The organism is Marinactinospora endophytica (assembly GCF_054780875.1).
The window spans coordinates 17,912-40,840 of sequence record NZ_BAAGVM010000003.1; the positions used below are offsets into that span (position 1 = coordinate 17,912).

Sequence of the window (22,929 nt, forward strand, 5' to 3'; positions counted from 1 at the left end):
CGGCGCGGCCTCCGGCGCCGCGGGAGGTCTCCGGGAGGAGAGGGCGCGCGGCCACGGCCGCGACGCCCGCGCGCCACACGGGGAGGGGCTCAGGCGACCTTCGTCGACGACGCCGCGGAGTCCGCGCTCGCCCCCTTGGCGGACGAGGAGGAGTCGGAGCCGCCGGAAGAGGCGCCGGAGGACTCCGGGCTCTTCGAGGAGGAACCGGTCAGGGCGGAGCTGTTGGAGCTGGAACCGCTGTCGGTGCGGTAGAAGCCGGACCCCTTGAACACGATCCCCACGGCGGAGTAGACCTTGCGGAGCTTGCCCTGGCATTCGGGGCACACGGTCAGGGCGTCATCGCTGAAGCTCTGCACGACCTCCATCTCGGCGCCGCACTCGGTGCATGCGTACTGGTACGTAGGCACGGATCCTCCTTGCTGGCACTCTCGCCCGACGACTGCTAAATAGTACGCGCTCGGACAGCGGGAACGCGACATCGGGGGCGGGGCGCCGTCGTGAACTGCTGCCCGCCGGTGTAACGCGGACGGCGGGGGAGGTGTTCCACGGGACGCCCGGTGGGGCGGGTCATCCCCGGGCGTCCCCGCCGTCGGCGGGAAGGCGGATCACCCCGCTCCCGGGCGTCACCACCCCTTTGACGGCGCGGTCGTGCTCTTCGGCGGGGAGCTCGCCGAGCAGTTCGGTGTCGTATGTCACGGCCAGCGTGGTCGTGTTGGGCCCTACCAGCGACAGCGCGCGGTCGTAGCAGCCCGCGCCCCGCCCCAGGCGGACGCCGCGCCGGTCGACGGCGAGGGCCGGGCAGATGACGGTCGAGACGCGCCGTAGCGCGTCGGCCCCGTAGCGCGGCCCGGTGGGCTCCAGCAACCCGTATGCGGCGGGGGAGAGACTGTCAGGGCCCTCGTAGACGGCCCAGTCCAGCCCGCCGTCGGGCAGGAAGATCGGCAGCAGGACGTAGACCCCGTGCCGCCACAGGGCCGCGACCAGTTTGCGGGTGCCGGGTTCCGAGCCCACCGAGTAGTAGGCGGCGACCGTTCCGCCCATGGTGATCCCGGGAAGCCCGAGAACCGCGTCGCGGATGGCCGAGGCCGCGCGGTCGCGTTCGGCCTCGGACATGGCCGCGCGGGCGGCGAGGATCCGCCTGCGCAGCTCCGGTTTCGTGCCAGTGCCGTCCATGCGGGGCAGTCTCCCAGGTCCCCGCTGGAGACCATAGGGGGCGTCGGGGGTGAGGAATCGCGGAAAAGAGGGTGAACAGTCGGCGCGCCCCCGCCCGCCGATCGGCGGTTTTCCCCAAGCGGTGGGCCTTCTCCGCGCGCGTTGCCGGGGATCGGGTCCATCCGTTGGCCTAAAGTTCCGGCATGGCTGATTCCCAACGCGCCGTCGCCTCCGTCAGCAAAGCCGTGGTGCCCGCCGCGGGCCTGGGCACTCGCTTCCTGCCCGCGACCAAGGCGACGCCCAAAGAGATGTTGCCGATCGTCGACAAACCGGCCATCCAGTACGTGGTGGAAGAGGCGGTCGCGGCGGGACTGGACGATGTCCTGATGATCACCGGTCGTAGCAAGCGGTCGATCGAGGACCACTTCGACCGCGCCTACGAACTCGAGGAGGCGCTGCGGGCCAAGAGCGACACACAGCGGCTCCACTCGATCCGGGAGTCCAGCGAACTGGCGCAGGTCCACTACGTGCGTCAGGGAGAGCCACGCGGTCTCGGGCACGCGGTGCTGTGTGCCTCGGCCCACGTCGGCGACGAGCCGTTCGCCGTCCTGCTCGGTGACGACCTCATCGGTGACAGCGACCATCTGCTCCAGCGCATGATCGAGGTGCGCGAGACCTACGGCGGCAGCGTCGTCGCGCTCATGGAGGTCGAGCCCGAACAGGTGTCGCTGTACGGCTGCGCCGCGATCGAGGCCACCGACGAGGACGACGTCGTCACCGTGACCGACCTCGTGGAGAAGCCCCCGGCGGACCAGGCCCCGAGCCGCTGGGCCATCATCGGTCGCTACATCTGTGACCCCGCGGTGTTCGACGTGCTGCGCGAGACCCCGCCCGGCCGCGGTGGGGAGATCCAGCTCACCGACGCGCTGCGCGAGCTGGCCCACCGCAAGCCCGCCGACGGCGGCCCGGTGCACGGGGTGCTGTTCCGCGGCCAGCGCTACGACACCGGGAACAAGGTCGACTACCTTCGCACTGTGGTGGAGTTCGCCTGCGACCGTCCCGACCTCGCCGAGGAGTTCCTTCCCTGGCTGCGCAAGTTCGTGGCGGAGCGCGGGACGGGCACGCAGGAGTGACGTCCGGCGTGCCCATGACAACGGGTGTGAGGAGCGGGATGAAATCCGTCGAACAGCACGTCGCCGACATTCTCGACGTGGTGGGCCCGATCGACCCGATCGAGCTCGACCTGCTCCGGGCGCACGGAGGTGTGCTCGCCGAGACCGTCGCCTCGCCGGTGGCGCTGCCCCAGTTCGACAACTCCTCGATGGACGGTTACGCCGTGCGCGCGGCGGACGTGGCCGCCGCCGTGCCCGGGGCGCCCGTGACGCTTCCGGTCGTCGCCGACATCCCCGCGGGGGACGCCTCCTCGGGGGCGATCCCGCCGGGGACGTGCGCCCGGATCATGACCGGGGCGCCGATGCCGACGGGGGCCGACGCGGTGGTGCCGGTCGAGTGGACCGACGGGGGTGTCGCCCGCGCGGTGATCCACCACTCCGTCCGTCCGGGAAACGCCGTGCGCAGGGCCGGGGAGGACGTGGAGAAGGGCACCACGGTGCTGCGCGAGGGGGCCAGGGTGGGGGCGGCGGAGCTGGCCGTGCTCGCGGCGGTCGGACGCAGGTCGGTCCGGGTCCGTCCCCGCCCGCGCGTCGTCGTGCTGTCCACGGGCGAGGAGCTGGTGGAGCCGGGCGAGCCGATCGGTCCGGGCCAGATCTGGGAGTCCAACAGTTTCATGCTCACCGCGGCGGCGCGGGACGCCGGCTGTGACGCCTACCGCCACGGGTTCATCGGGGACCGGCCCGAGACGGTGCTCGCCACGCTCGACGACGTGGTGCCCCGGGCCGACGTCATCGTCACCACGGGCGGGGTCAGCATGGGCGCCTACGACGTCGTCAAGGAGGTGCTGTCGCGGCTGGGCACGGTGCGTTTCGAACAGGTCGCCGTCCAGCCGGGCAAGCCCCAGGGGTTCGGTACCGTCGGCTCCCCGGCCACCCCGATCCTGACACTGCCGGGCAACCCGGTCAGCTCCTTCGTCTCCTTCCACCTCTTCGTGCGCCCGGCCCTGTTCCGGCTGCGCGGCCTGCCGCCCGAGCCGTTGCCGTCGGTGCGGGCCAGGCTGGCCGAGCCGGTCACCTCGCCCCGGGGGCGCCGCTCCTATCTCAGGGCCGTGGTGGAGTACGACGCCGACGGCTACACCGCGGCTCCGGCGCTGCGCCAGGGGTCGCACCAACTGTCCGCGCTGGCCGAGGCGAACGCGCTCGTGGTGATCCCCGAGGACGTCACCGAGCTTCCCGCTGGCGAAGAGGTGGAGGCGCTGCGGCTGCCCGCCGTGTGACGAGGCGCGGTGCCGCGCGGCCGACCGCCGCTTGTCACGTCGGCGCCGTGGGTGCGTAACGTCGGGCGTGAAACGGCGTCGTCACGAGGAAGGTTCGCAGATACCCATGTCCGACTCCCATCCGTCCGGGCTCACCCATCTCGACTCCGCGGGGGCCGCCCGCATGGTCGACGTCTCGGCCAAGGAGGTCACCGCCCGCACCGCCACCGCGACCGGCCGGGTCCTGCTGTCCCCCGAGGTCGTCGCCGCGCTGCGTGGGGCGGGGGTCCCCAAGGGCGACGCGCTCGCCGTGGCCCGCATCGCGGGCATCCAGGGCGCCAAGCGCACCCCCGACCTGGTGCCGCTGTGCCATCCGATCGCGGTGCACGGCGCCGATGTGGACCTCGAGGTCGGTGATCACGGTGTCGACATCCGTGCCACGGTCCGCACGGCCGACCGCACCGGTGTCGAGATGGAGGCGCTCACCTGTGTGATGACGGCGGCGCTCGGCCTGGTCGACATGGTCAAGGCGCTCGATCCCGCGGCGGTCGTCACCGATGTCCGGGTCGAGGAGAAGACCGGTGGCAAGACGGGCCACTGGCGCAGGCCGGCGGGGGCGGAGGGGGAGAGGGCGTGAACGCCTATCGGGCCGTCGCCATCACCGTTTCCAATCGGGCCGCCGCGGGCGTGTACGCCGACCGGTCGGGCCCCGTGCTCGCCGCGGCCTTGGCGGAGGCCGGGTGCGCGGTGGTGGGGCCGTGGGTGGTCCCGGACGGGCCGCCGGTCGCCGAGGCGTTGCGGCGGGCGCTGGCTGAGGGGTATGACGTGGCCGTCACCACGGGGGGCACGGGGCTGAACCCCCATGACGCCACGCCCGAGATGACCCGTCCCCTGCTCGCCTACGAGATCCCGGGGATCCCCGAGGCGCTGCGCGCGGCGGGCCGGGACAAGGGCGTGCCCACGGCGACGTTGTCGCGCGGTCTGGCCGGGGTGGCCGAGTCGGACGGGCACCGCATGCTCGTGGTCAACCTGCCGGGGTCCAGCGGCGGGGTCCGCGATGGCATGGCGGTCCTCGGGCCGATCCTGCGCCATGCCGTCGACCAGATGCGCGGCGGTGACCACCCGCGTTCCGAGGGCGGGAGCTGAGCGACGGGGGCGCGGGGCCGAGAGGGTGGGTCCCGTGCTTCCGGACGACGAAATTCGCCAGTCCGCTTTGCCTTTTATGTCCGGTAAGTGCCGTGAGGTTCGGGGCTGGAGTGGAATACTGAGCCCTACCACCTCGGGAGGCGGCACGCCCCCCGCGCCCCACGAGGCGGTCGCCCCCATCCCGCGGGCGGCAGAGGACCGAGGCGGCGGAGGGAAGACTGTGAACCGGATTCGAGGCTGGCCGGTGTCCCTTGAGGAAGGGCCGGTCGGACTGCGTCCGTTGCGTCTGCGTGACGCCTCCGCGCTGCGCGAGGTGCGCGTGCGCAACGCCGATTGGCTCAAGCCCTGGGAGCCCACCCACCCCGAGATGCCCCTGCAGACCACGAGCCTGGCCCCCTACCTCAGCATGGTCCAGGCCATCCGCAGGGAGGCCCGCCTGGGTATCGCCATGCCGTGGGCCGTCACCTACGAAGGGCGCTTCGCCGGGCAGCTCACCGTCGGGGCGATCACCTGGGGGTCGGCCCGTTCCGCCCAGGTCGGGTACTGGATCGATCGGGCCTGCGCCGGGCGGGGGGTCACGCCGACCGCGGTCGCGCTCGCGGTCGACCACGCCTTCTTCACGGTGGGACTGCACCGGATCGAGGCGAACATCCGTCCGGAGAACAGGGCCAGCCGCAGGGTCGCGGAGAAACTCGGCTTCCGCGAGGAGGGGGTGCGCAGAAGGCAGCTCCACATCGACGGGGAGTGGCGCGACCACATCTGCTACGCCCTGACGGTCGAGGACGTCCCCCAGGGGCTGCTCGCCCGGTGGCGGCGCCGCCGCGCAGGGGAGGACCTGGGGGATCGGAAGTCGGATACCACGGGCCCCGAAACGGTGTAGCTTCGCACAGCGTGCGAGAGGAGCGCCGCCGAACCGCCGACAGCGCTCCCGTGTTCGCGGGATAATTCCCCAAGCCCGTGCGGCCGTTAGGGGAGTGAACGCGGATCGTCACTCTTTGCTTTTTTGCTTTAACTGTATGTGGTTGATGGTTTGACCTGCATGTTCAGGGGTGGCGAATTCGTCTGTGGATGAGGAAAGACAGCGATCTCACGACACTCCGGCCCGAATACTGCGCATTTCCAGACACCGGGTCGTACGGTGCGGAACGTAGGCGCATCGGCGATGTGGGCAACATGTGCGTATGGCGCGCGGGGGCGGCAGGAGACCGGACGGTGCACCCGGACCGGATCCCGACGGAGGTCGGGTCCGCGACGGGATAGCGTCGGACCCCTCCCCTCCGGGGGTCGGGGCGTCGCCGCCGCCTCGTGGGTGTGTCCAGGAATGTTCGACGGCCGGCGGTGCGAGGAGGGGCGATGAGCAGCTCTCCTCTGTATGTGGCCATCGTCGTGGTGTGGATCATCGTGCTGATCCCCATGATGCTGCGCCGCGACGCCACCGATCCCGCGCCCGAATCGCTGCGCCGGAACACCGCCAAGGACGGGGATGGGGACGCCACCGAGGAGGGGGCGGCCGACGAGGTGTCCCCCGACGCGGTGGAGACCCAGGTGATCGACTACGACTCGGCCGCCGTGGTCGCCGCCCGCGCCGCTGCCGCCCGCGCCGGGGAGGACCCCGAGGAGGAGGCCGAGGCCCGCTCCGAGGCGCCGCCGCAACCGCAGATCTCCCACGGGCGCGCCCGGGTGATCGCGCGCAGGCGCCGCCGTACCGCGGGGCTGGCGACCCTGTTCACCGTGACGGCCCTCGCCGTGATCGCCGAGCTGGGACCGTGGTGGGTGGTGCTTCCCCCCGCGGGCCTGCTGCTGGGCCACCTGGCGCTGCTGCGCGAGGCGGCCAAGGCCGACGCCGAGCAGAGGATGGCCGAGGCCGAGTACCTGCGCCGCCGTGAGATGGCACGCGCGCGCAGGCAGGCCGCGGCCGCCCGCGAGGCCGAGGTCATCGAGCTGGCCGGGCGGCGCGACGAGGTGTACGACCAGTACACCGACGCCCAGCTCCGGGCGGCCGGCGACTGACCGGCGAGGCGGTCGGTTTCGAGCATCCGTCGAAAGCTGCTAGTGTTTATCACGTCCTGAGGGGCTGTAGCGCAGTCCGGTAGCGCACCTCGTTCGCATCGAGGGGGTCAGGGGTTCAAATCCCCTCAGCTCCACCCATGGATGGAAGGCCCGTTCCGCCAAAGCGGAACGGGCCTTCCGCGTATCCGGGGTGGCGCTGCCGCCACGCCGCCGTGGCGGGAGGCCGTCACCGCCTGGGGCGTACTGGACGTCGACTCTGTGAATGGGTGAATCTCCAAATTCGCCCGCGAATGGGCCGATGCTGTGGTTAGAGTGCGACGTGTGAGAAGTCACCCGGAGTCTTCCTCCGGCTCCTCGGTCCTTGGCGCGGGGAGGGTGGGGTCCGATCCGCTCCTGTGGAGCCGTGGAGACCGAAGGCCTGCTCTCCTCGGTCGGCGCTGGGACGCGGGTGCGCGTTCGCGCGCGGCGAGGCGGGGCGCGGGTTCCGGGGGATGGTGCTCCTCGGCGAGCGGGAAACGTGCCGGAGCCCTCCTGGTGGCCGGGTTGTGGCCGGGAGCGGCCAATCGGAATTCCGGCAGTTCGTTCCGTGTGTGGACGACTGTGTGTTCCACCCTCTCAGAGGGGTTTCCGCCTCGCCTGTGATGGTATGCCCGTCATCTTTCGGCGGCGAGGGCGGCCGGCCTGCGGCGGATGACCCGTGGGGGAGACGGTCGAGGGGCTCTCGTGTCCCGTGAGAGGCAAGGGATGCGAGCTCGGGGCGGGAGCGTTCACGTCAGCGATCGGAAATAGGGCGCTGAAGTGGCGATATGTTCCGTTTCCCGAGAGGTGTCGATGGGCGGTTTGGGGGAGATGTGCTTTTTCTAACGTAAGTCAGATATCCCAATATGATTTCAATCGCGGTCACTGCGCGGCTGCGGGGGTTGTGCACTCTGTGGTCGATACGTCATTTTGTGGCCGGGGATGGACTCGCGCTACGAGCGAAAGGTGCATTGTGCTCAAGAAGATCAGTGCTGTCATCGCGATCTCGGCCGCGGCACTCCTGGGAACGGCCCTGCCGGCTGTTGCCGAGGACGCTGCCACTACGGCCACGCAGCTGGCCTCCTACCTGACCGGGGCCGACCAGGCCCAGGGCGGCGAGGACCAGCGCGTCCTCGCCAGCGGTAGCTGGAACTGGTACTGATAGGTCCAGGCGACGCGTCGTTAATCGGCCGGCCCCCGTTCCACCTCGGTGGGACGGGGGCCGGCTCGTCCAGGGAGGGGTCCGGCCGAGAACGCCCCCGCGCAGCCGGATCTCCCCTAGGGTTCTGCTGTGACCGGGGCCACCCGACCCCGGCGCGTCTCTGGCGCGGATCGGGGAAAGGCCGGCGGACCCGAAGGCCGTCTCCCCGATCATGCGCCTGGAAGGAGACCGAGGTGGCGGCGTCCCCCGCGCACACATCGTCACGCTCCGGACCCGTCCCCATGCGGCGGGTGGCGGTCGCGGCCTTCGTCGGCACGGCCATCGAGTTCTACGACTTCTACATCTACGCCACGGCGGCGGCCCTCGTCCTCGACGAGGCGTTCTTCCCCGCCCTGGATCCGGTCGCCGGCAGCCTCGCCTCGTTCTCGACCTTCGCCGTCGCCTTCCTCTCCCGGCCGTTGGGGTCCCTCCTCTTCGGGCACTGGGGCGACCGCATCGGCCGTAAATCCGTACTCGTGGCCTCGCTCCTGGTCATGGGCCTGTCCACGGTCGCCATCGGCCTTCTGCCCGGCTACGCCGAATGGGGCGTCCTCGCGCCCGCGCTCCTGGTGCTGCTGCGGTTACTCCAGGGGATCGGCCTCGGGGGCGAGTGGGGTGGCGCGGCACTCCTCGCCACGGAACACGCGCCCGAGCGGAGCCGGGGCCGGTACGCGATGTTCCCCCAGCTGGGACCGCCCGCCGGGTTCATCGCGGCCAACGGGCTCTTCCTGGCCCTCGGCTATCTGCTCGACGACGCGCAGTTCGCGGCGTGGGGGTGGCGGGTGCCCTTCCTCTTCAGTCTCGTCCTGGTCGTGATCGGCCTGTACGTACGGCTGCGGATCGCCGAGACACCGGTCTTCCGGGCGGTCATGGACGAGCGGAGGGTCGCCCGCGCCCCGTTCCTGGAGCTGCTGCGTCACCAGTGGCGCGAGGTCGTCCTCGGGGCACTGGCCATGGCCGTCACCTACTGCCTCTTCTACATGGCGACGGCCTACGGCCTGTCCTACGCGACGTCCGAGCTGGGCCTGGACCGCAACTCCGTCATCCTGGCGACGATGGTCGGCGCCGTGTGCATGGCGGGGAGCATCGCCTGGTCCTCCGCCGCGTCGGACCGTTACGGGCGGCGGCCCACCATGCTCGTGTGCACGGGACTGGCGGTGGGCTACGGCACGGTCATGTTCCCACTGGTCGACGCCGGCGGTGTGGTCGGGACGACGATCGCGTTCACGATCGCCCTGGTCGTGATGGGGCTGATCTTCGGGCCGATGGGGGCCTTCCTGCCCGAACTGTTCCGCGCGCGCTACCGCTACAGCGGCTCCTCCCTGGCCTACAGCCTGGGGGGTGTCCTGGGGGGAGCCGTGCCGCCGCTGGTCGCCACCGGCCTGCAGGCCACGCCGCTCGGTTCGACGGCGGTCGGACTGTTCGTCTCGGTGGTCGGGCTCGTCTCGATGGCGGCCTTGTGGGCCCTGCGGGAGACGCGGGGCGTCACGATGCTCGACTGACCCGCCCCCTGCCCCGGCAGGGGGCGGACGCGATCGGCCGGAGATCCGCCGACGGGCTCAACGCGAGGCGGGGGAGGGAGGCGGGGTGCGTCCGGTGTCCAGCGCCTCGATGAGCGCGGCCGCGCCCCCGCGGGCGGCGGCGGTCAGCCCCAGCTCCGAGACCTCGACCCGCAACCCGCCGCGGCGGGGCGCGATGGCGTGGGCCTGGACCGCCGCGCGGCACGCGGGCAGCAGCCAGGGGGCCAACGGCGCGAAGTAGCCGCCGAGGATGACCACGTCGGGATCGACCAGGTTGGCCAGCGTGGCGACCCCGCGTCCCAGCCAGGTGCCCGAGCGGCGCAGCGCGCGCTGGACGGCCCCGCGCCCCTCCTGGGCGCGTTCGACGGTCGCCGCCACGGCGGCGGCCAGGTCCGTCCCGGGAAGCGGACCGGCCGGCACGAGGTCGGGGACGGTCTGGCGCAGGATCGCGTCGATCCCGGCCAGTGACTCCAGACAGCCCCGGCGGCCACAGCCGCACCGCGGGCCGCCCCGGCGCAGCGGGATGTGCCCGATCTCGCCGGCCTGGCCGGTGGAGCCGCGCAACAGCGCGCCACCGACCAGGACGCCCGCGCCGATGCCCACCTCGCCGGTGATGTAGACGAGGTCGGGCGTGTGGCTCAGGTGCCCGCCGCGGTATTCGGCGACCGCTCCCAGGTTGGCGTCGTTGTCGACCAGCACCGGGACGTCGGGCGTTCCGCCTTTGCGGAGCAGCTCCCGCAGCCAGGCGCGCAGGGGGACGTTGCGCCAGCCCAGGTTGGGCGCGTCGTACACCCTCCCCTCGGCGGCGTCGATCATCCCGGGGACCGCGACCCCGACCCCGAGGAGCGCGCGTCCGGCCAGTGACGGCTCCTCCAGCGCGCGTAGCGCCAGGTCGGCCAGCCGCGCGGCGCACTCCTCGGGGCCGGCGTCACGGGCCGCGAACGGTTCGTGCAGGGCCACCACCTCGCGTTCCAGCAGGTCGACGGCGACCAGGGTGAGGTAGTCGACGTTGACCTCCAGCCCCAACGCGACGAAACCCCGATCGTCCAGGGAGAGCATGACCCCTGGGCGGCCGACCCGGCGTTCGGCCGTCGCGCCGGACTCGCGGACCAGCCCGCGGTCGATCAGCTCCGTGACGATGCTGGAGACGGTCGCCTTGGTCAGCCCGGTGGCGGCGGCGACCTCGGCCCGCGAGCACGGTGCGCCTTCGCGGATGGCCCGCAGCACGCTGCCGAGATTCGTCTCGCGGATGTCGTGCAGACCGGCCGGGCCGGTGGGAGGGGGAGGAGTGGGCATCGGCGGGCTCGTCTCGTCATGGGCCGGTGCGCGGCCACGGCACACCCGTGGGCGCGGCTCCGGGGGTGTTGACACCTCGTTAGTTCAGTAACCAAACTAATTGGCGGACCGGGAACGTACAAGTGCCCGGCAGACCGGCACGATTCGACTCCACGGAGGTCCGATGCCGCTCGTCGCGGGCGTTGACTCATCCACCCAGGGCACGAAGATCGTGGTGCGGGACGCGGTCACCGGCGCCCAGGTCCGTTCCGCGCGCGCCGAACATCCCGAGGGGACCGAGATCGACCCGGGGGTGTGGTGGGAGGCGCTGCGCCGCGCGGCGGGGGACGGCCTGCTCGACGGCGTCACGGCGATCGGCGTCGCCGCGCAACAGCACGGGATGGTCGCGCTCGACGAGTCCGGCGTCCCGGTGCGCCCCGCGCTGCTGTGGAACGACACCCGCTCCGCCGGCGCGGCCCGCGACCTCATCGCCGAACTCGGAGGCCCACGGGCGTGGGCCGACGCGGTCGGCACCGTCCCCGTCGCCAGCCTGACGGTGACGAAACTGCGTTGGCTGGCCGAACACGAGCCCGCCAACGCGGCCCGTGTCGCCCAGGTGATGCTTCCGCACGACTGGCTCACCGCCCGCCTCACCGGCGCGGCGGAGCCGGTCACCGACCGCGGCGACGCCTCGGGGACCGGCTATTTCTCCCCGGCCACCGGCGCCTACCGGCCCGACCTGCTGCGTCTGGCCTTCGGCCGCGACCTCGCCGTCCCCCGCGTGGCCGCGCCCGCCGACGCCCTCGGCCCGGTCACCGCCGAGGGCATGCCCCCGATCGAGGTCGTCTCCGTCGGCACCGGCGACAACATGGGGGCGGCCCTCGGCCTCGACGCCCGGCCGGGCGATGTCGTCGTCTCCATCGGGACCTCTGGAACCGCCTTCGCGGTCGCCGAGCGGCCGACCGCCGACCCGAGCGGACAGGTCACCGGATTCGCCGACGCCACCGGCAGGTTCCTGCCTCTGGTGTGCACCCTCAACGCCGCCCGGGTCCTCAGCGCGGGCGCGGCAGCCCTCGGCCTGGACCGCGATGAGTTCGACGCCGCGGCGCTGGCCGCCCCGCCGGGGGCGGGCGGCCTGACCCTGCTGCCCTACCTCGACGGCGAGCGCACCCCCGACCTTCCCGACGCCACCGGGCACCTGACCGGGATGACCCGCGCCAACCTGCGTCCCGGACATCTGGCCCGCGCGTTCGTCGAGGGGCTGCTGTGCGGCCTGGCCGACGGGGTCGACGCCCTCGCCGCCCAGGGGGTCCCGGTACGCCGGATCCTGCTCATCGGAGGAGGCGCCCGAAGCGCCGCCGTACGCGCGGTCGCCCCGCAGGTCTTCGGCCGTCCGGTGCTCGTGCCCTCCGACGGGGAGTACGTCGCCGACGGGGCGGCCCGCCAGGCGGCCTGGGCCCTCGCGGCCACCCCCGAGCCGCCCGAATGGACGGCCACGGCGGCCCCCAGCACCTATGAGGCCGACCCCGAACCGGTCATCCGGGAACAGTACGCCGCGGCCCGCGACATGATCGCGCCCCCGCCCACCGAGCCCGCAACGTCCGGGGCCACGCCTTCGGCCCACGACACGAGAGGTCAGCGATGAGCAGTTACCGGCCCGAACCCGAGGACAAGTTCAGTTTCGGCCTGTGGACGGTCGGCTGGCGCGGGGTGAACACCTTCGGCGACGCCGTCCGCCCGCCGTTGGACCCCGCCGAGGCGGTGCACCGGCTCGCCGGTCTCGGCGCCTACGGCATCACCTTCCACGACGACGACCTGATCCCGCCCGGCAGCAGCGCCGCCGAACGCGACGCGATCCTGGGCCGTTTCCGCAAGGCGCTGGACGAGACCGGCCTGACCGTCCCGATGGCCACCGTCAACCTGTTCAGCCACCCGGTGTTCCGAGACGGCGGTTTCACCTCCAACAGCCGGGCCACCCGGCGTTACGCCATCCGCAAGGCGGTGCGCGCCATCGACCTCGCGGCGGAGCTCGGCGCGCGCACCTTCGTCTGCTGGGGTGGCCAGGACGGCGCCGAGACCGAGGCGGGCAAGGACGACCGCGCCGCGCTGGAGCGGCTGCGCGAGGCGTTCAACCTGATGTGCGGCTACGTCCGCGAGCAGGGGTATGACCTGCGCTTCGCGGTGGAGCCCAAGCCGAACGAGCCGCGCGGTGACGTGCTGCTGCCGACGGTCGGCCACGCCCTCGCCTTCATCGGCGAACTGGAGCACCCCGAAATGGTCGGGGTGAACCCGGAGGTGGGCCACGAGCAGATGGCCGGCCTCAACTTCGCGCACGGCGTCGCCCAGGCGCTGTGGCACGGCAAGCTGTTCCACATCGACCTCAACGGCCAGCGCGGCGTCAAGTACGACCAGGACCTGCGGTTCGGCGCCGGCGACGTCAAGGAGGCCTTCTTCCTGGTCGACCTGCTGGAGCGTTCGGGCTACGACGGTCCGCGCCACTTCGACTTCAAGCCGCCGCGGACCGAGGACGTCGACGGCGTGTGGGAGTCGGCTGCCGCCTGCATGCGCAACTACCTGATCCTCAAGGAGAAGGCGGCGGCGTTCCGGGCCGACCCCGAGGTCGCCGACGCGCTCGCGGCGTCCCGAGTGGCCGAACTGTCCGAGCCGACCCTGGGGACCGGCGAGAGCCTGGCCGACCTGCTCGCTGAGGACTTCGACGTCGACGCGGCGGGCGAACGCGGCTACCACTTCGAGCGGCTGGACCAGCTGGCGATGGACCACCTGTTCGGCGTGCGCTGACCCCGTGCCGCCGTCGCGGCCCCGGCCCCCACGGGCCGGGGCCGTCGTCGTGGGAGGGGCGTCGCCCTCACCGGTGGGCGGGACCGCGAATCTTTCGTATGGATGTCACCAATCCGTGCGCGTCTCATTACCCAAAGTGATGATGTCTCGGAGAATGATGCCCGGTTTCGACGCAGAACAGTCGGGAGGCATCGTGTCCGATCTCGCCGCTTCACTCGCGCGAGGAACCAGCCGACGTACGTTCCTCCAGCTCACGGGGGTGAGCGGCATGGCGTTCATGCTGGGCTTGGGGACCTCGCCCACACCGGTGTTCGCCGATGGCAGCCTCCCGAAAGACCCGTTCACCCTCGGTGTCGCCTCCGGAGACCCTCTCCCCGACGGCGTGGTCCTGTGGACCCGACTCGCGATGGACCCCCTCGACCCCGACGGGCGCGGTGGGATGCCCGACCGCGACATCGAGGTGTCCTACGAGGTGGCCGAGGACAAGGGGTTCGCGCGAGTGGTCAGACGCGGTTCGGCCGTCGCCACCCCGGAACTCGCCCACTCCGTCCACCCGGAGGTCAGCGGGCTGCGCCCGGCCCGCGACTACTACTACCGGTTCCGCGTCGGCGAGCACATCAGCCCGGTCGGGCGTACCCGGACCGCGCCAGAGGCCGGCGCCATGGTCCCGCTGCTGTCCATCGCGACGGCCTCGTGCCAGGCCTGGTACCACGGCTACTACACGGCCTACCGGCACATGGCCGACGAGGTCTTGGACGCCGTCCTGTTCCTCGGCGACTACGTCTACGAGTACGGCATCGTCGCCGGAGGCAACCTCCAACGCGACGTCGACCTCGGCGACGAGCACTCCGCCGAGGTCGTCTCGCTCGCGCAGTACCGGCTGCGCTACTCCCTGACCAAGACCGACCCCGACCTCCAGGCCGCGCACGCCGCCGCGCCGTGGGTGCTGTCCTGGGACGACCACGAGGTCGAGAACAACTACGCCGCCGACGTGTCGGTGCGGGGCACGGCCAAGGAGACCTTCCGCAACCGGCGGGCAGCCGCCTACCAGGCCTTCTACGAGAACCTGCCGCTGCGTTCGGTGCAGACGCCCTCGGGGCCGTCGGTCCGGCTCTACCGCCGCCTGTCCTACGGCTCCCTCGCCGACATCCACGTGCTCGACACCCGCCAGTATCGCGACGCCTATCCGGCCGGCCGGGTCATCGACGACTCGGAGGAGCGCCACGCCCCCGAACGCTCGATCCTCGGCGAGGACCAGGAGCGCTGGCTCATCGACGGGTTGAGGAACTCCCGGGCCCGCTGGAACCTGCTCGCCAACCAGGTCGTGATGTCCCAGATCAACCGGGACACCGGATCGGGCCGCGCCTTCAGCAACGACCAGTGGGACGGGTTCCCCGCCTGCCGGGACCGGGTGCTGGCCGCGGCCGCGCAACGGGAGCAGGCCGACCTCGTCGTGCTCACCGGTGACACCCACCGCAACGTCGCCGCCGAGCTCAAGAAGGACTTCGACGACCCCGACTCCGCCACGCTCGGTGTCGAGCTCGTCGGAAGTTCCATCTCCTCCGACATGGACGGGCGGGCCAGCGACGACCTCGCCGACATCTGGCTCCAGAACCCGCACGTGCAGATGTACAACGCCCAGCGAGGCTACGTGCGCTGCGACATCACCCCCGAGGCGATCCAGGCCGACTTCCGGGTGCTGTCCTACGTGACCCGTCCGGGATCACCGGTGAAGTCCCTGACCCGCTACACCGTCGCCCGCGACCGCCGGCTCCCCTACCTCGACCCCCGGGGACTGCGCTGACGGTGGCGTCCGCGCCCCGCGCCGCCGGGGCGCGGACGCGCTCCGAGACGCTTTCTTCACTCAGCGTCCTCCCGTCCGCTACGCGCGACGGGCACGATGGGCCTCCCGATCCCACTTGGAGGAGAGCGTGGCCCTCTCATATCCCCGAACGGCCGCCGCGGTGGTCGCGGTCCTCACCACATGTCCCCTGCTCGCGGCCGGGCCGGCCTGGGCCGGGCCGGGCGACGGCCTGCGTGTCCACGACATCCAGGGCGTGACACGGACCTCGCCCTACGCCGGCACCGACGTCAGCGGACTGACCGGGGTGGTCACCGCGGTGAACGCCTTCGGCCAGGCCCGCGGGTTCTGGTTCCAGGACCCCCAGGGGGACGGGGACCCGCGTACCAGCGAGGCGCTGTTCGTGTTCACCGGGACGACCACCCCCGCCGTCCGGCCGGGTGACGCGGTCCAGGTCGCGGGCACGGTCGAGGAGTACCGGCCCGGGGGAGCTGACAGCGTCAACCAGACGATCACCCAACTCGGTGACGCGACGTGGACGGTCACCTCCTCCGGGGAGGAGCTGCCCGCCGCGGTCGATGTGGACCGCGGCGCGGTGCCCGACACCCACGCGCCCTCCCGCCGCGGCGACCTCTCCGAACGGGAACTGCGTCCCGGCAGCTACGCGCTGGACTACTGGGCCGCCCACGAGCACATGCGCGTGCGCGTCACCGACGCCCGGGTCGTCGGTCCCACCGACGGATACGACGCCCTGTGGGTGACCACGAAACCCCGCGAGAACCCCACCCGACGGGGAGGCACCGCCTACACCTCCTACGACGGTCCCAACACCGGACGTCTCAAGGTGGAGTCGCTGATCCCCTTCTCCCAGCGCCCCTTCCCCCGGGCCGACGTGGGAGACGAGCTCGCCGGGGTCACCGAAGGGCCGCTGTACTACAGCGCCTACGGCGGTTACCTGGTCAAGGCGACCACGCTCGGCGAACACGTCGACAACGGGCTACGCCGCGAGACCACCAGGCGGGCGCGCGACTGGGAGCTCTCGGTGGCGACCTACAACGTCGAGAACCTCTCCGCGCGTGACGGGCAGCAGAAGTTCGACCGGCTCGCCACCGAGATCACCGAGAACCTCGCCTCCCCCGACATCCTCGCCCTGGAGGAGATCCAAGACGACAGCGGCCCCACCGACGACGGCACCGTCGACCCGACCCGGACCCTGAACCGGCTCACCGCCGCGATCGAGGCGGCCGGCGGTCCCGCCTACGAATGGCGTCAGGTCAGCCCCGTGAACAACGCCGACGGCGGCCAACCCGGAGGCAACATCCGCAACGCCTTCCTGGTCAACCCCGCGCGGGTCTCCTTCACCGACATCCCCGGCGGGGACGCCACCACCCCCGTGGAGGTCCGTGACACGGGCCGGGGCGGGCCCGGGCTCAGTGTCTCCCCCGGCCGGATCCAGCCCGGCGACCAGGCGTGGACGGACAGCCGCAAACCGCTCGTCGGCCAGTTCGAGTTCCAGGGGCGCAGGGTCTTCGTCGTCACCGTCCACTTCGCCTCCAAGGGAGGCGACCAGCCCCTCCACGGCGTCCGGCAGCCTCCGCAGCGCGTCACCGAGGCGCAGCGCGAGGCCCAGTCCGAACTCGTCCGGGACTTCACCGACGAACTCCTCGCGGCCGACCGCGACGCCAACGTGCTGGTCGTCGGCGACCTCAACGACTTCTGGTTCGCCCCGACGCTGCGCATCCTCACCGGCCGCGGGGGTCTGCACAACCCGATGACCCGGCTGCCGGAGTCCGAGCGCTACAGCTACGTCTACGACGGCAACTCCCAGGCCCTCGACCACATGCTCGCCGCCCCCCGCCTCGCCGATCGCGTCGACTACGACATCGTGCACGTCAACGCGGAGTTCCACGACCAGGTCAGCGACCACGACCCGCAGGTCCTGCGGTTCCGGCCGCTCAGCGGCGACCGGCGCACCGACCACGCGGAGCACGACCGTTACTACGACTGATCCCGGCCACGGGGGTTGACCGCGCGGCGACCGGACCTGACCGTTCGGGTACATCCCGGTTCGGTCGCCGCGGTCCACGGTTGGGCCGTTCCACGGGCGGTGATGCTTTCCAGGAGGGCGCGGGGCGGTGCCGGATGCCCGCGCGGGACGGGAGGCCACGTGACACAGGCGTCGGAGCGCTGGGACGGGTACGACGAGGAGGCCACGCAGGCCGAGACGCCCCCGGTGCGCGACTTCCGGCGCACCACCCCGGCCCGGCTCAAACCCATCCCGGTCCTGCGCCGCAGGGGCCACTGGGGGCTGCTGGCCGGCACCGCGCTGTTCGTGATGGTCACCGCGAGCCTGGCCGACTACGTTCCGGTGACCGCCAGGGTCGTCGCCCACCTGCTGATGTGGGCCGCGGTGGGCGTGGCGTTGCTCGTCGTCATCCAGCGGGAACAGCGCCACGGGTGGCAGCCGGCCGCGCGGTGGCCGTGGGGCGCGGCGATCATAGGGGGCACCGCCGTCACGGAGCTCCTCGTCCTCGTCGCGAGCTCACCGGTGGTGATGCTCGGCTCGGCGGTCGTGCTGGTGGTGGGCCTGGTCGTGGTGCTGACCTTCGGGTGACCGTGGGAGCGGACGCCCACGGCGCGGATTTCCCCCGAAGTTACGGTTCAGGTCGCCTCGGGGTCGAACGGCGGACGCCGACCGTTCAGGCGCGCGGCCGGACTGCGGGGCGCGGGCTCGTCGTCGTCCTCGGCCCAGAAGTGCTTCTGCACGAACCTCTTCGGGTTGAGGTCCTCGACCTCGAAGTCCTTGAACTCCGGTCCCAGCCCCTGCTGGATGTCGTTCTTGGCGCTGTCGGCGAGCTTGCGGAGCTGCCGCAACGCCCGCCCCGCCTGCGCCGCGGCCTTCGGGAGCTGGTCCGGGCCGAAGACGAGGAGGGCCAGGACAGCGAGGACGATGAACTCGCCCGCCCCAATGTTGAACATCCGTTCTCCTCCAGCGACCCCTCGTGGCCGGTCACGCCACCTAGCAGACTAACCGCTGTCCTGGTGATCGGGGACAGCGGTCCGGCCGCGTCCCGTACGCCGGCGGAGCCGGAGCGGACGGATGGGACCAGGCTCACGCGCGAACCGGATCCACCCGCGGGCGGCGAAGGGGGCGCCCGCTAGGGTGGCCGGGGCGTGTGAGGAGGAGACGGTGCGCAACGGCGGAGCGCGGGAACGGACACGGCGGATGGTCGAGGCCCGGTGGTTCCAGAACACCGTCGTCGCCGTCATCGTCCTCAACGGGATCACCCTGGGGATCGAGACCTACCAGGACCGCTTCTCCCATCTCTTCCACCACCTGGAAACGGTCGAGCACGTCTTCGTGGCGTTCTTCGTCGCCGAGCTGGCGCTGCGCGTCTTCGCCCACGGAAGGGGCTTCTTCCGCGATCCGTGGAACTGGTTCGACCTCGCCATCGTCGGGCTGTCCGTCATCCCGGCCGCGGTCGGTCTGTCGGTGCTACGGCTGTTGCGGGTGCTGCGCCTACTGCGTCTCATCAGCGTCATCCCGCACATGCGCGAGGTGGTCTCGGCGCTGCTGCGCTCGCTGCCCGGCCTGGGGACGGTCATCGGGCTGCTGTTCGTGATCATGTACACGGCGGCGGTGCTCGGCGAGAAACTGTTCGAGGGCATCGCGCCGGAGTACTTCGGCGACCTCGGTACCACGATGTACACCTTGTTCATGCTGTTGACCACGGAGAACTGGCCCGACATCTCCAGCTCCGTGATCGACGACGCGCCCTACGCCTGGGTCTTCTTCGTCGTCTTCATCGTGCTCAGCGCGTTCATCGTGCTCAACCTCATCATCGCGGTCATGGTCACCACCATGGAGCAGGAGATGAACGCGCCCCGCTGGGAGGAGGACCAGGAACTCGAACTGGTCCAGCACGAGGTGGTCATGGCCGAACTGCGGGCGCTGAGCGAGCAGGTGGCGGCGCTCGGGGAGCAGGTGCGCAGGTTGGGGGCCGTGGCCCCGGCGCAGATCGAGGGGTCGGGCGGGGAACCCGACGGGATGCGGACCTGAGGGAACGGAAAAGCCCTTCGCCCGGGAGACGAGCGAAGGGCCGAGTAAGACGACAGACGTGGCCCGCCGTTCCCGCCCCGGCCAGCCGGGGCGGACGTACCCGCTACGGGTACGCCGGACCATCGGAACGGATTCCGGGGGGAGGACCCCCGGAGTCCGTCACGAGAAGTCCTTGAACACTAGAGCGCGCGGACGTTCGACGCCTGCGGGCCCTTGGGGCCCTGCGTGATCTCGAACTCGACCGACTGGTCCTCTTCCAGGTTCCGGAAGCCGGTACCCGCGATCGCCGAGTAGTGAACGAACACGTCCGGGCCGCCGCCTTCGACGGCGATGAACCCGAAACCCTTCTCAGAGTTGAACCACTTCACGGTGCCCTGAGCCATCTGCTCTCCCTTTGGGGACTACAACGAGACCGCACCCTGCTGGTCTCGGGTTGCCGGGCGCCCGCCCCCGGGAGTGATCAAACGCCCTTCGAACAAGCGCCCACGTGAAGTTCCGCGAGGCGCCTAGGGCATCCATGGAAACTACAACCGCAACCGGTCAATGACACTACCAGCCCTATCCCGGGATTGCCGAGACTTTCACGCGAGGAAATTCATAGCTGAAAAGCGAATAATCCGGCGTGGCGAGCCCACGAGAATTCCCGATGAACGGTAGGGGAAGACCGGTGACGGATCACTCCGGAGAGGCGTTGCCGTAGATCCAGGTGGGGAACCACATGCGGTCGGCCCAGGCGTCGTAGGGGATGACCTCGGCGCTGAGGACCGGGTACAGGTAGGCGAAGTTGGCCACGATCAACAGCATCACCACGCCGAAGACCACCCCGGTCGCCGCCCGGGCCACGGTCGACCGCGACGCCTCGCCGGACGGGCCGCCCATCAGCAGTCCCAGGGACAGCGTGATCGCCAGCGCGAGGAAGGGCAGCATCGGCAGCGCGTAGAACACGAACATGGTGCGCTCGGGGTAGGCGAACCATGGCAGCCAGCTCGCCGCCGCACCCAACAGCACCGCCCCCGCCCGCCAGTCGCGGTAGGTGACCCACCAGCCCAGCAGCACGACACACGCGATGATGGACAGCCACCACACCGCCGGCGACCCGATGCCCAGGATCGCGCTGGAGCAGTTCACCGCGCCGCACTCGGTCTCGTCGCCGTTGTAGTAGAAGGCGACCGGCGTGCGCATGACGATCCACTCCCAGGGGCGGGAGGCGTAGTCGTGCGGGCTGGACAGGCCGCTGTGGAACGACATGATCTCGGCGTGGTAGTACGCCAGGCTGCGCAACGGGTTGACGACCGCCAGCACCGGTTCGGGGAGCTTCGCCCACAGCCCGGTCACGTTCTGCGCGGCCCAACCGCGGCCCCACCCCAGCGAACTCGTCAACCAGCCCGCCCACGACGCCAGGTAGGTCACCGCGGCGACGCCCACGATCGAGAAGAAGGCGGGGACCGCGTCGGCCAGGAACCAGACTCGGCCGGCCCGCTGCTGTCCGGCGGTGCGCCGCGCCCCGTAGTCCCAGGCGACGGTGAGCAGGCCGAAGGCCGCCACGTAGAACAGGGCCGACCACTTCGTGGCGCAGGCCAGTCCCAGGAACAGGCCGGCCGCGATCCGCCACCAGCGCACGCCCAGCCACGAGGCCGGCTCCCGGCCCGCGTCGACCAGGCCGGCCAGACGGGCCCGGGTCCGGTCCCGGTCGACCACCAGGCAGGCGAAGCCGGCCAGGACCCAGGTCATCAGGAAGATGTCCACCATCGCGATCCGGCTCATGGTGAAGTGCAGCCCGTCCAGGGCCATGATGAGCCCGGCCGTGGCCCCCAGCAGCACCGAGCGCGTCATCCGCAACGCGACGCGCACCAACAGCAGGACCGACAGCGCGCCGAAGAAGGCCGCGGCGACCCGCCACCCGGTCGGTGACATCGACACGCCGAACGGGAGCAGCCCCCACACCGAGTCGCCCAGGGCGATCAGCCACTTGCCGAGCGGCGGGTGCACGACGAAGTCGCCCCCGCCGGTCCAGATGTCGTGCACCCCCTGGGCGAGCAGTTCGTCGGCGTTCTCCAGGGACTCGTGCTCGACCCCGAACTCGCGCAGCGCGAAGGCGTCCTTGGCGTAGTAGGTCTCGTCGAAGTAGATCTGGGCGGGTTCTCCCAGACGGATGAACCGCAGTGCGCCGGCGAACAGGGCCACGAGCACCGCCGCCAGCCAACCGACCCAGGCGGGCCGGGGCATCGGGGGCACCAGCCGCGAGCGGAGGGAGGGGCCGGGGGCCGGGGCCGGGGTCAGGGCTGTGGTGGTCATGCGTCTCTTCGGCGAGGAGCCCCCGGCCCGCGTCCCGCGGCACGCGGGGGGCGGGGGAGCGCCGTCTCCTTTCCGCTACCTTCGGCTGACGGCAGCAAGGGGGTCAGCTGCCGGGATGGGCACCGCGACGCCGCCGTGGCGACGGCGGGGCCTCGCGACACCCGCGGAACCGGTGGGCCACCGCACGGCCGTCCGGTTCCCCGGCCCGGCACTGGGCCCGGACCGGCGGAGAAGGACTTCGGTGCCCGCCCCGGGGACGGGGCGATGGCGTCGACGCCGCCATACTAGATGCACACGGCCGGACGCGGATCGGCGTCATGCCGGTTTCGTCCGGAAGCGGGGGGTCAGACGCTTCCAACGGCTCTCATGGCCGTACCTTCCACGCGGTTCGGGGGATTTTCCAGTGATGCAGCGCGAAAACGGCGGAACCGTCGAGGCGGGGACCGGGACGCTGGTCCTGGCCGGCCTGCCCATCGGACAGGACGACGACGCGCCGCCCCGGCTGCGCGAGGCGCTGGAGGACGCCGCGATCATCGCGGCCGAGGACACCCGCAGGCTGCGCCAGTTCGCCGCCCGCATCGGCGTCCGGCTCGGCGGGACCGCCGGCGCCCGCGTGGTCTCCTACTACGACGCCAACGAACGCCGCCGCGCCGAGGAACTGCTGGACGACCTGCGGGCCGGTCGCGACGTCCTCGTCGTGACCGACGCGGGGATGCCGGGCGTGTCCGACCCCGGGTACCGGCTGGTCACCGCCTGCGTCGAGGCCGGCGTGCGGGTCACCGCGATCCCCGGACCCTCGGCGGTGACCACCGCCCTGGTGCTGTCGGGCCTGCCCACCGACCGTTTCTGCTTCGAGGGGTTCCCGCCCCGCAAGGGGCTGGACACCAGGCTGACCGAGCTGGCGGCCGAGCGCCGCACGATGGTCTTCTTCGAGTCGCCGCACCGCCTGGCCGCCACGCTCGCCGCGATGGCGCGCGTGTTCGGCGAGGACCGGCGCGCGGCGGTGTGCCGGGAGCTCACCAAGACCTACGAGGAGGTGCGCCGCGCCCCCCTGGGGGAGCTCGCCGCGTGGGCCGCGGGCGAGGTGCGCGGCGAGATCACCATTGTCGTCGCGGGGGCCGTGGAAGGCGAGCGGCACCGCACCCCCGAGGAGCTCGCCGCGGCCGTCGCCGCCCGCGAGGCCGAGGGGGTCGCCCGCAAGCAGGCGATCCAGGAGGTGGCCCGGCGCCTGGGGGTCCCCAAACGCGAGGTCTACGACGCCGTCCACCGCGCCTGAGCGGGGCC

General features: G+C 71.7%; 21 protein-coding genes and 1 tRNA gene. 16 read left to right on the forward strand and 6 right to left on the reverse strand.

Features of this window, described 5'->3' with window-relative positions:
* Positions 1-89: 89 nt before the first annotated feature.
* A complete protein-coding gene (locus ACYVHU_RS06720; protein ID WP_078763470.1) occupies positions 90-407 on the reverse strand; it encodes an FmdB family zinc ribbon protein in 318 nt (105 codons plus the stop codon).
* Positions 408-567: 160 nt separating this feature from the next.
* Positions 568-1,173: a 5-formyltetrahydrofolate cyclo-ligase gene (locus ACYVHU_RS06725; RefSeq protein WP_078763469.1), complete on the reverse strand. Its 606-nt coding sequence runs from the start codon at positions 1,171-1,173 to the stop codon at positions 568-570.
* Positions 1,174-1,355: 182 nt separating this feature from the next.
* On the opposite strand from ACYVHU_RS06725, the gene galU reads away from it, so the two are divergent.
* From galU to ACYVHU_RS06770, 9 genes are all read left to right on the forward strand, one after another.
* On the forward strand, positions 1,356-2,285 hold the full coding sequence (gene galU, locus ACYVHU_RS06730; RefSeq protein WP_078763468.1) for a UTP--glucose-1-phosphate uridylyltransferase GalU: 930 nt from the start codon (positions 1,356-1,358) through the stop codon (positions 2,283-2,285).
* Between the two features lie 38 nt (positions 2,286-2,323).
* Positions 2,324-3,541: a molybdopterin molybdotransferase MoeA gene (gene glp, locus ACYVHU_RS06735; RefSeq protein WP_498947857.1), complete on the forward strand. Its 1,218-nt coding sequence runs from the start codon at positions 2,324-2,326 to the stop codon at positions 3,539-3,541.
* Between the two features lie 106 nt (positions 3,542-3,647).
* The gene (gene moaC, locus ACYVHU_RS06740; protein ID WP_498947859.1) at positions 3,648-4,157 is read left to right on the forward strand and encodes a cyclic pyranopterin monophosphate synthase MoaC; all 510 of its coding nucleotides are present in this window, start codon (positions 3,648-3,650) and stop codon (positions 4,155-4,157) included.
* Positions 4,154-4,666, forward strand: coding sequence for a MogA/MoaB family molybdenum cofactor biosynthesis protein (locus ACYVHU_RS06745; protein WP_498947860.1), 513 nt, complete (start codon positions 4,154-4,156; stop codon positions 4,664-4,666). Before moaC ends, ACYVHU_RS06745 begins: the two co-directional genes overlap by 4 nt.
* 220 nt (positions 4,667-4,886) lie before the next feature.
* Positions 4,887-5,546 (forward strand): GNAT family N-acetyltransferase, encoded by a 660-nt coding sequence (locus ACYVHU_RS06750; RefSeq protein WP_498947862.1) that lies wholly within the window; start codon positions 4,887-4,889, stop codon positions 5,544-5,546.
* 473 nt (positions 5,547-6,019) lie between these two features.
* On the forward strand, positions 6,020-6,676 hold the full coding sequence (sepX, locus tag ACYVHU_RS06755; RefSeq protein WP_498947864.1) for a divisome protein SepX/GlpR: 657 nt from the start codon (positions 6,020-6,022) through the stop codon (positions 6,674-6,676).
* Between the two features lie 60 nt (positions 6,677-6,736).
* A tRNA-Ala gene (locus ACYVHU_RS06760) sits at positions 6,737-6,810 on the forward strand.
* 857 nt (positions 6,811-7,667) lie between these two features.
* Positions 7,668-7,856: a hypothetical protein gene (locus ACYVHU_RS06765; RefSeq protein WP_078763462.1), complete on the forward strand. Its 189-nt coding sequence runs from the start codon at positions 7,668-7,670 to the stop codon at positions 7,854-7,856.
* 233 nt (positions 7,857-8,089) lie between these two features.
* Positions 8,090-9,397: an MFS transporter gene (locus ACYVHU_RS06770; protein WP_235001131.1), complete on the forward strand. Its 1,308-nt coding sequence runs from the start codon at positions 8,090-8,092 to the stop codon at positions 9,395-9,397.
* Positions 9,398-9,454: 57 nt separating this feature from the next.
* Here ACYVHU_RS06770 and ACYVHU_RS06775 read toward each other — a convergent pair whose 3' ends face one another.
* Entirely contained in the window at positions 9,455-10,711 is a 1,257-nt protein-coding gene (locus ACYVHU_RS06775) for an ROK family transcriptional regulator (protein ID WP_078763460.1), read from the reverse strand.
* Positions 10,712-10,874: 163 nt separating this feature from the next.
* On the opposite strand from ACYVHU_RS06775, the gene xylB reads away from it, so the two are divergent.
* The 5 genes from xylB to ACYVHU_RS06800 all read left to right on the forward strand — a co-directional run bounded on the left by xylB (position 10,875) and on the right by ACYVHU_RS06800 (position 17,904).
* Entirely contained in the window at positions 10,875-12,335 is a 1,461-nt protein-coding gene (xylB, locus tag ACYVHU_RS06780) for a xylulokinase (protein WP_432938435.1), read from the forward strand.
* The gene (gene xylA / locus ACYVHU_RS06785; protein WP_078763458.1) at positions 12,332-13,489 is read left to right on the forward strand and encodes a xylose isomerase; all 1,158 of its coding nucleotides are present in this window, start codon (positions 12,332-12,334) and stop codon (positions 13,487-13,489) included. The genes xylB and xylA overlap by 4 nt, the downstream gene beginning before the upstream one ends.
* A 268-nt stretch (positions 13,490-13,757) precedes the next feature.
* Positions 13,758-15,293: an alkaline phosphatase D family protein gene (locus tag ACYVHU_RS06790; protein ID WP_078763508.1), complete on the forward strand. Its 1,536-nt coding sequence runs from the start codon at positions 13,758-13,760 to the stop codon at positions 15,291-15,293.
* 115 nt (positions 15,294-15,408) lie between these two features.
* Entirely contained in the window at positions 15,409-17,298 is a 1,890-nt protein-coding gene (locus ACYVHU_RS06795; RefSeq protein WP_144390231.1) for a DUF8508 domain-containing protein, read from the forward strand.
* Positions 17,299-17,457: 159 nt separating this feature from the next.
* Positions 17,458-17,904 (forward strand): hypothetical protein, encoded by a 447-nt coding sequence (locus ACYVHU_RS06800; RefSeq protein WP_078763456.1) that lies wholly within the window; start codon positions 17,458-17,460, stop codon positions 17,902-17,904.
* A 47-nt stretch (positions 17,905-17,951) separates the two neighbouring features.
* Here the strand turns inward: ACYVHU_RS06800 and ACYVHU_RS06805 are convergent, their stop codons facing one another.
* On the reverse strand, positions 17,952-18,269 hold the full coding sequence (locus tag ACYVHU_RS06805) for a sec-independent translocase (protein ID WP_078763455.1): 318 nt from the start codon (positions 18,267-18,269) through the stop codon (positions 17,952-17,954).
* A gap of 211 nt (positions 18,270-18,480) precedes the next feature.
* Here ACYVHU_RS06805 and ACYVHU_RS06810 point away from each other — a divergent pair, with 211 nt between their 5' ends.
* Positions 18,481-19,350 carry an ion transporter gene (locus tag ACYVHU_RS06810; protein WP_498947867.1) on the forward strand — a complete coding sequence of 290 codons (870 nt, stop codon included), beginning with the start codon at positions 18,481-18,483 and terminating at the stop codon, positions 19,348-19,350.
* A 179-nt stretch (positions 19,351-19,529) separates the two neighbouring features.
* Here the strand turns inward: ACYVHU_RS06810 and ACYVHU_RS06815 are convergent, their stop codons facing one another.
* Together ACYVHU_RS06815 and ACYVHU_RS06820 are read right to left on the reverse strand one after the other, a co-directional pair.
* On the reverse strand, positions 19,530-19,733 hold the full coding sequence (locus ACYVHU_RS06815) for a cold-shock protein (protein WP_067975405.1): 204 nt from the start codon (positions 19,731-19,733) through the stop codon (positions 19,530-19,532).
* Positions 19,734-20,025: 292 nt separating this feature from the next.
* Positions 20,026-21,645 carry a dolichyl-phosphate-mannose--protein mannosyltransferase gene (locus ACYVHU_RS06820; RefSeq protein WP_078763454.1) on the reverse strand — a complete coding sequence of 540 codons (1,620 nt, stop codon included), beginning with the start codon at positions 21,643-21,645 and terminating at the stop codon, positions 20,026-20,028.
* Positions 21,646-22,051: 406 nt separating this feature from the next.
* Here ACYVHU_RS06820 and rsmI point away from each other — a divergent pair, with 406 nt between their 5' ends.
* Entirely contained in the window at positions 22,052-22,921 is an 870-nt protein-coding gene (gene rsmI, locus ACYVHU_RS06825) for a 16S rRNA (cytidine(1402)-2'-O)-methyltransferase (RefSeq protein WP_078763453.1), read from the forward strand.
* Positions 22,922-22,929 lie beyond the last annotated feature (8 nt).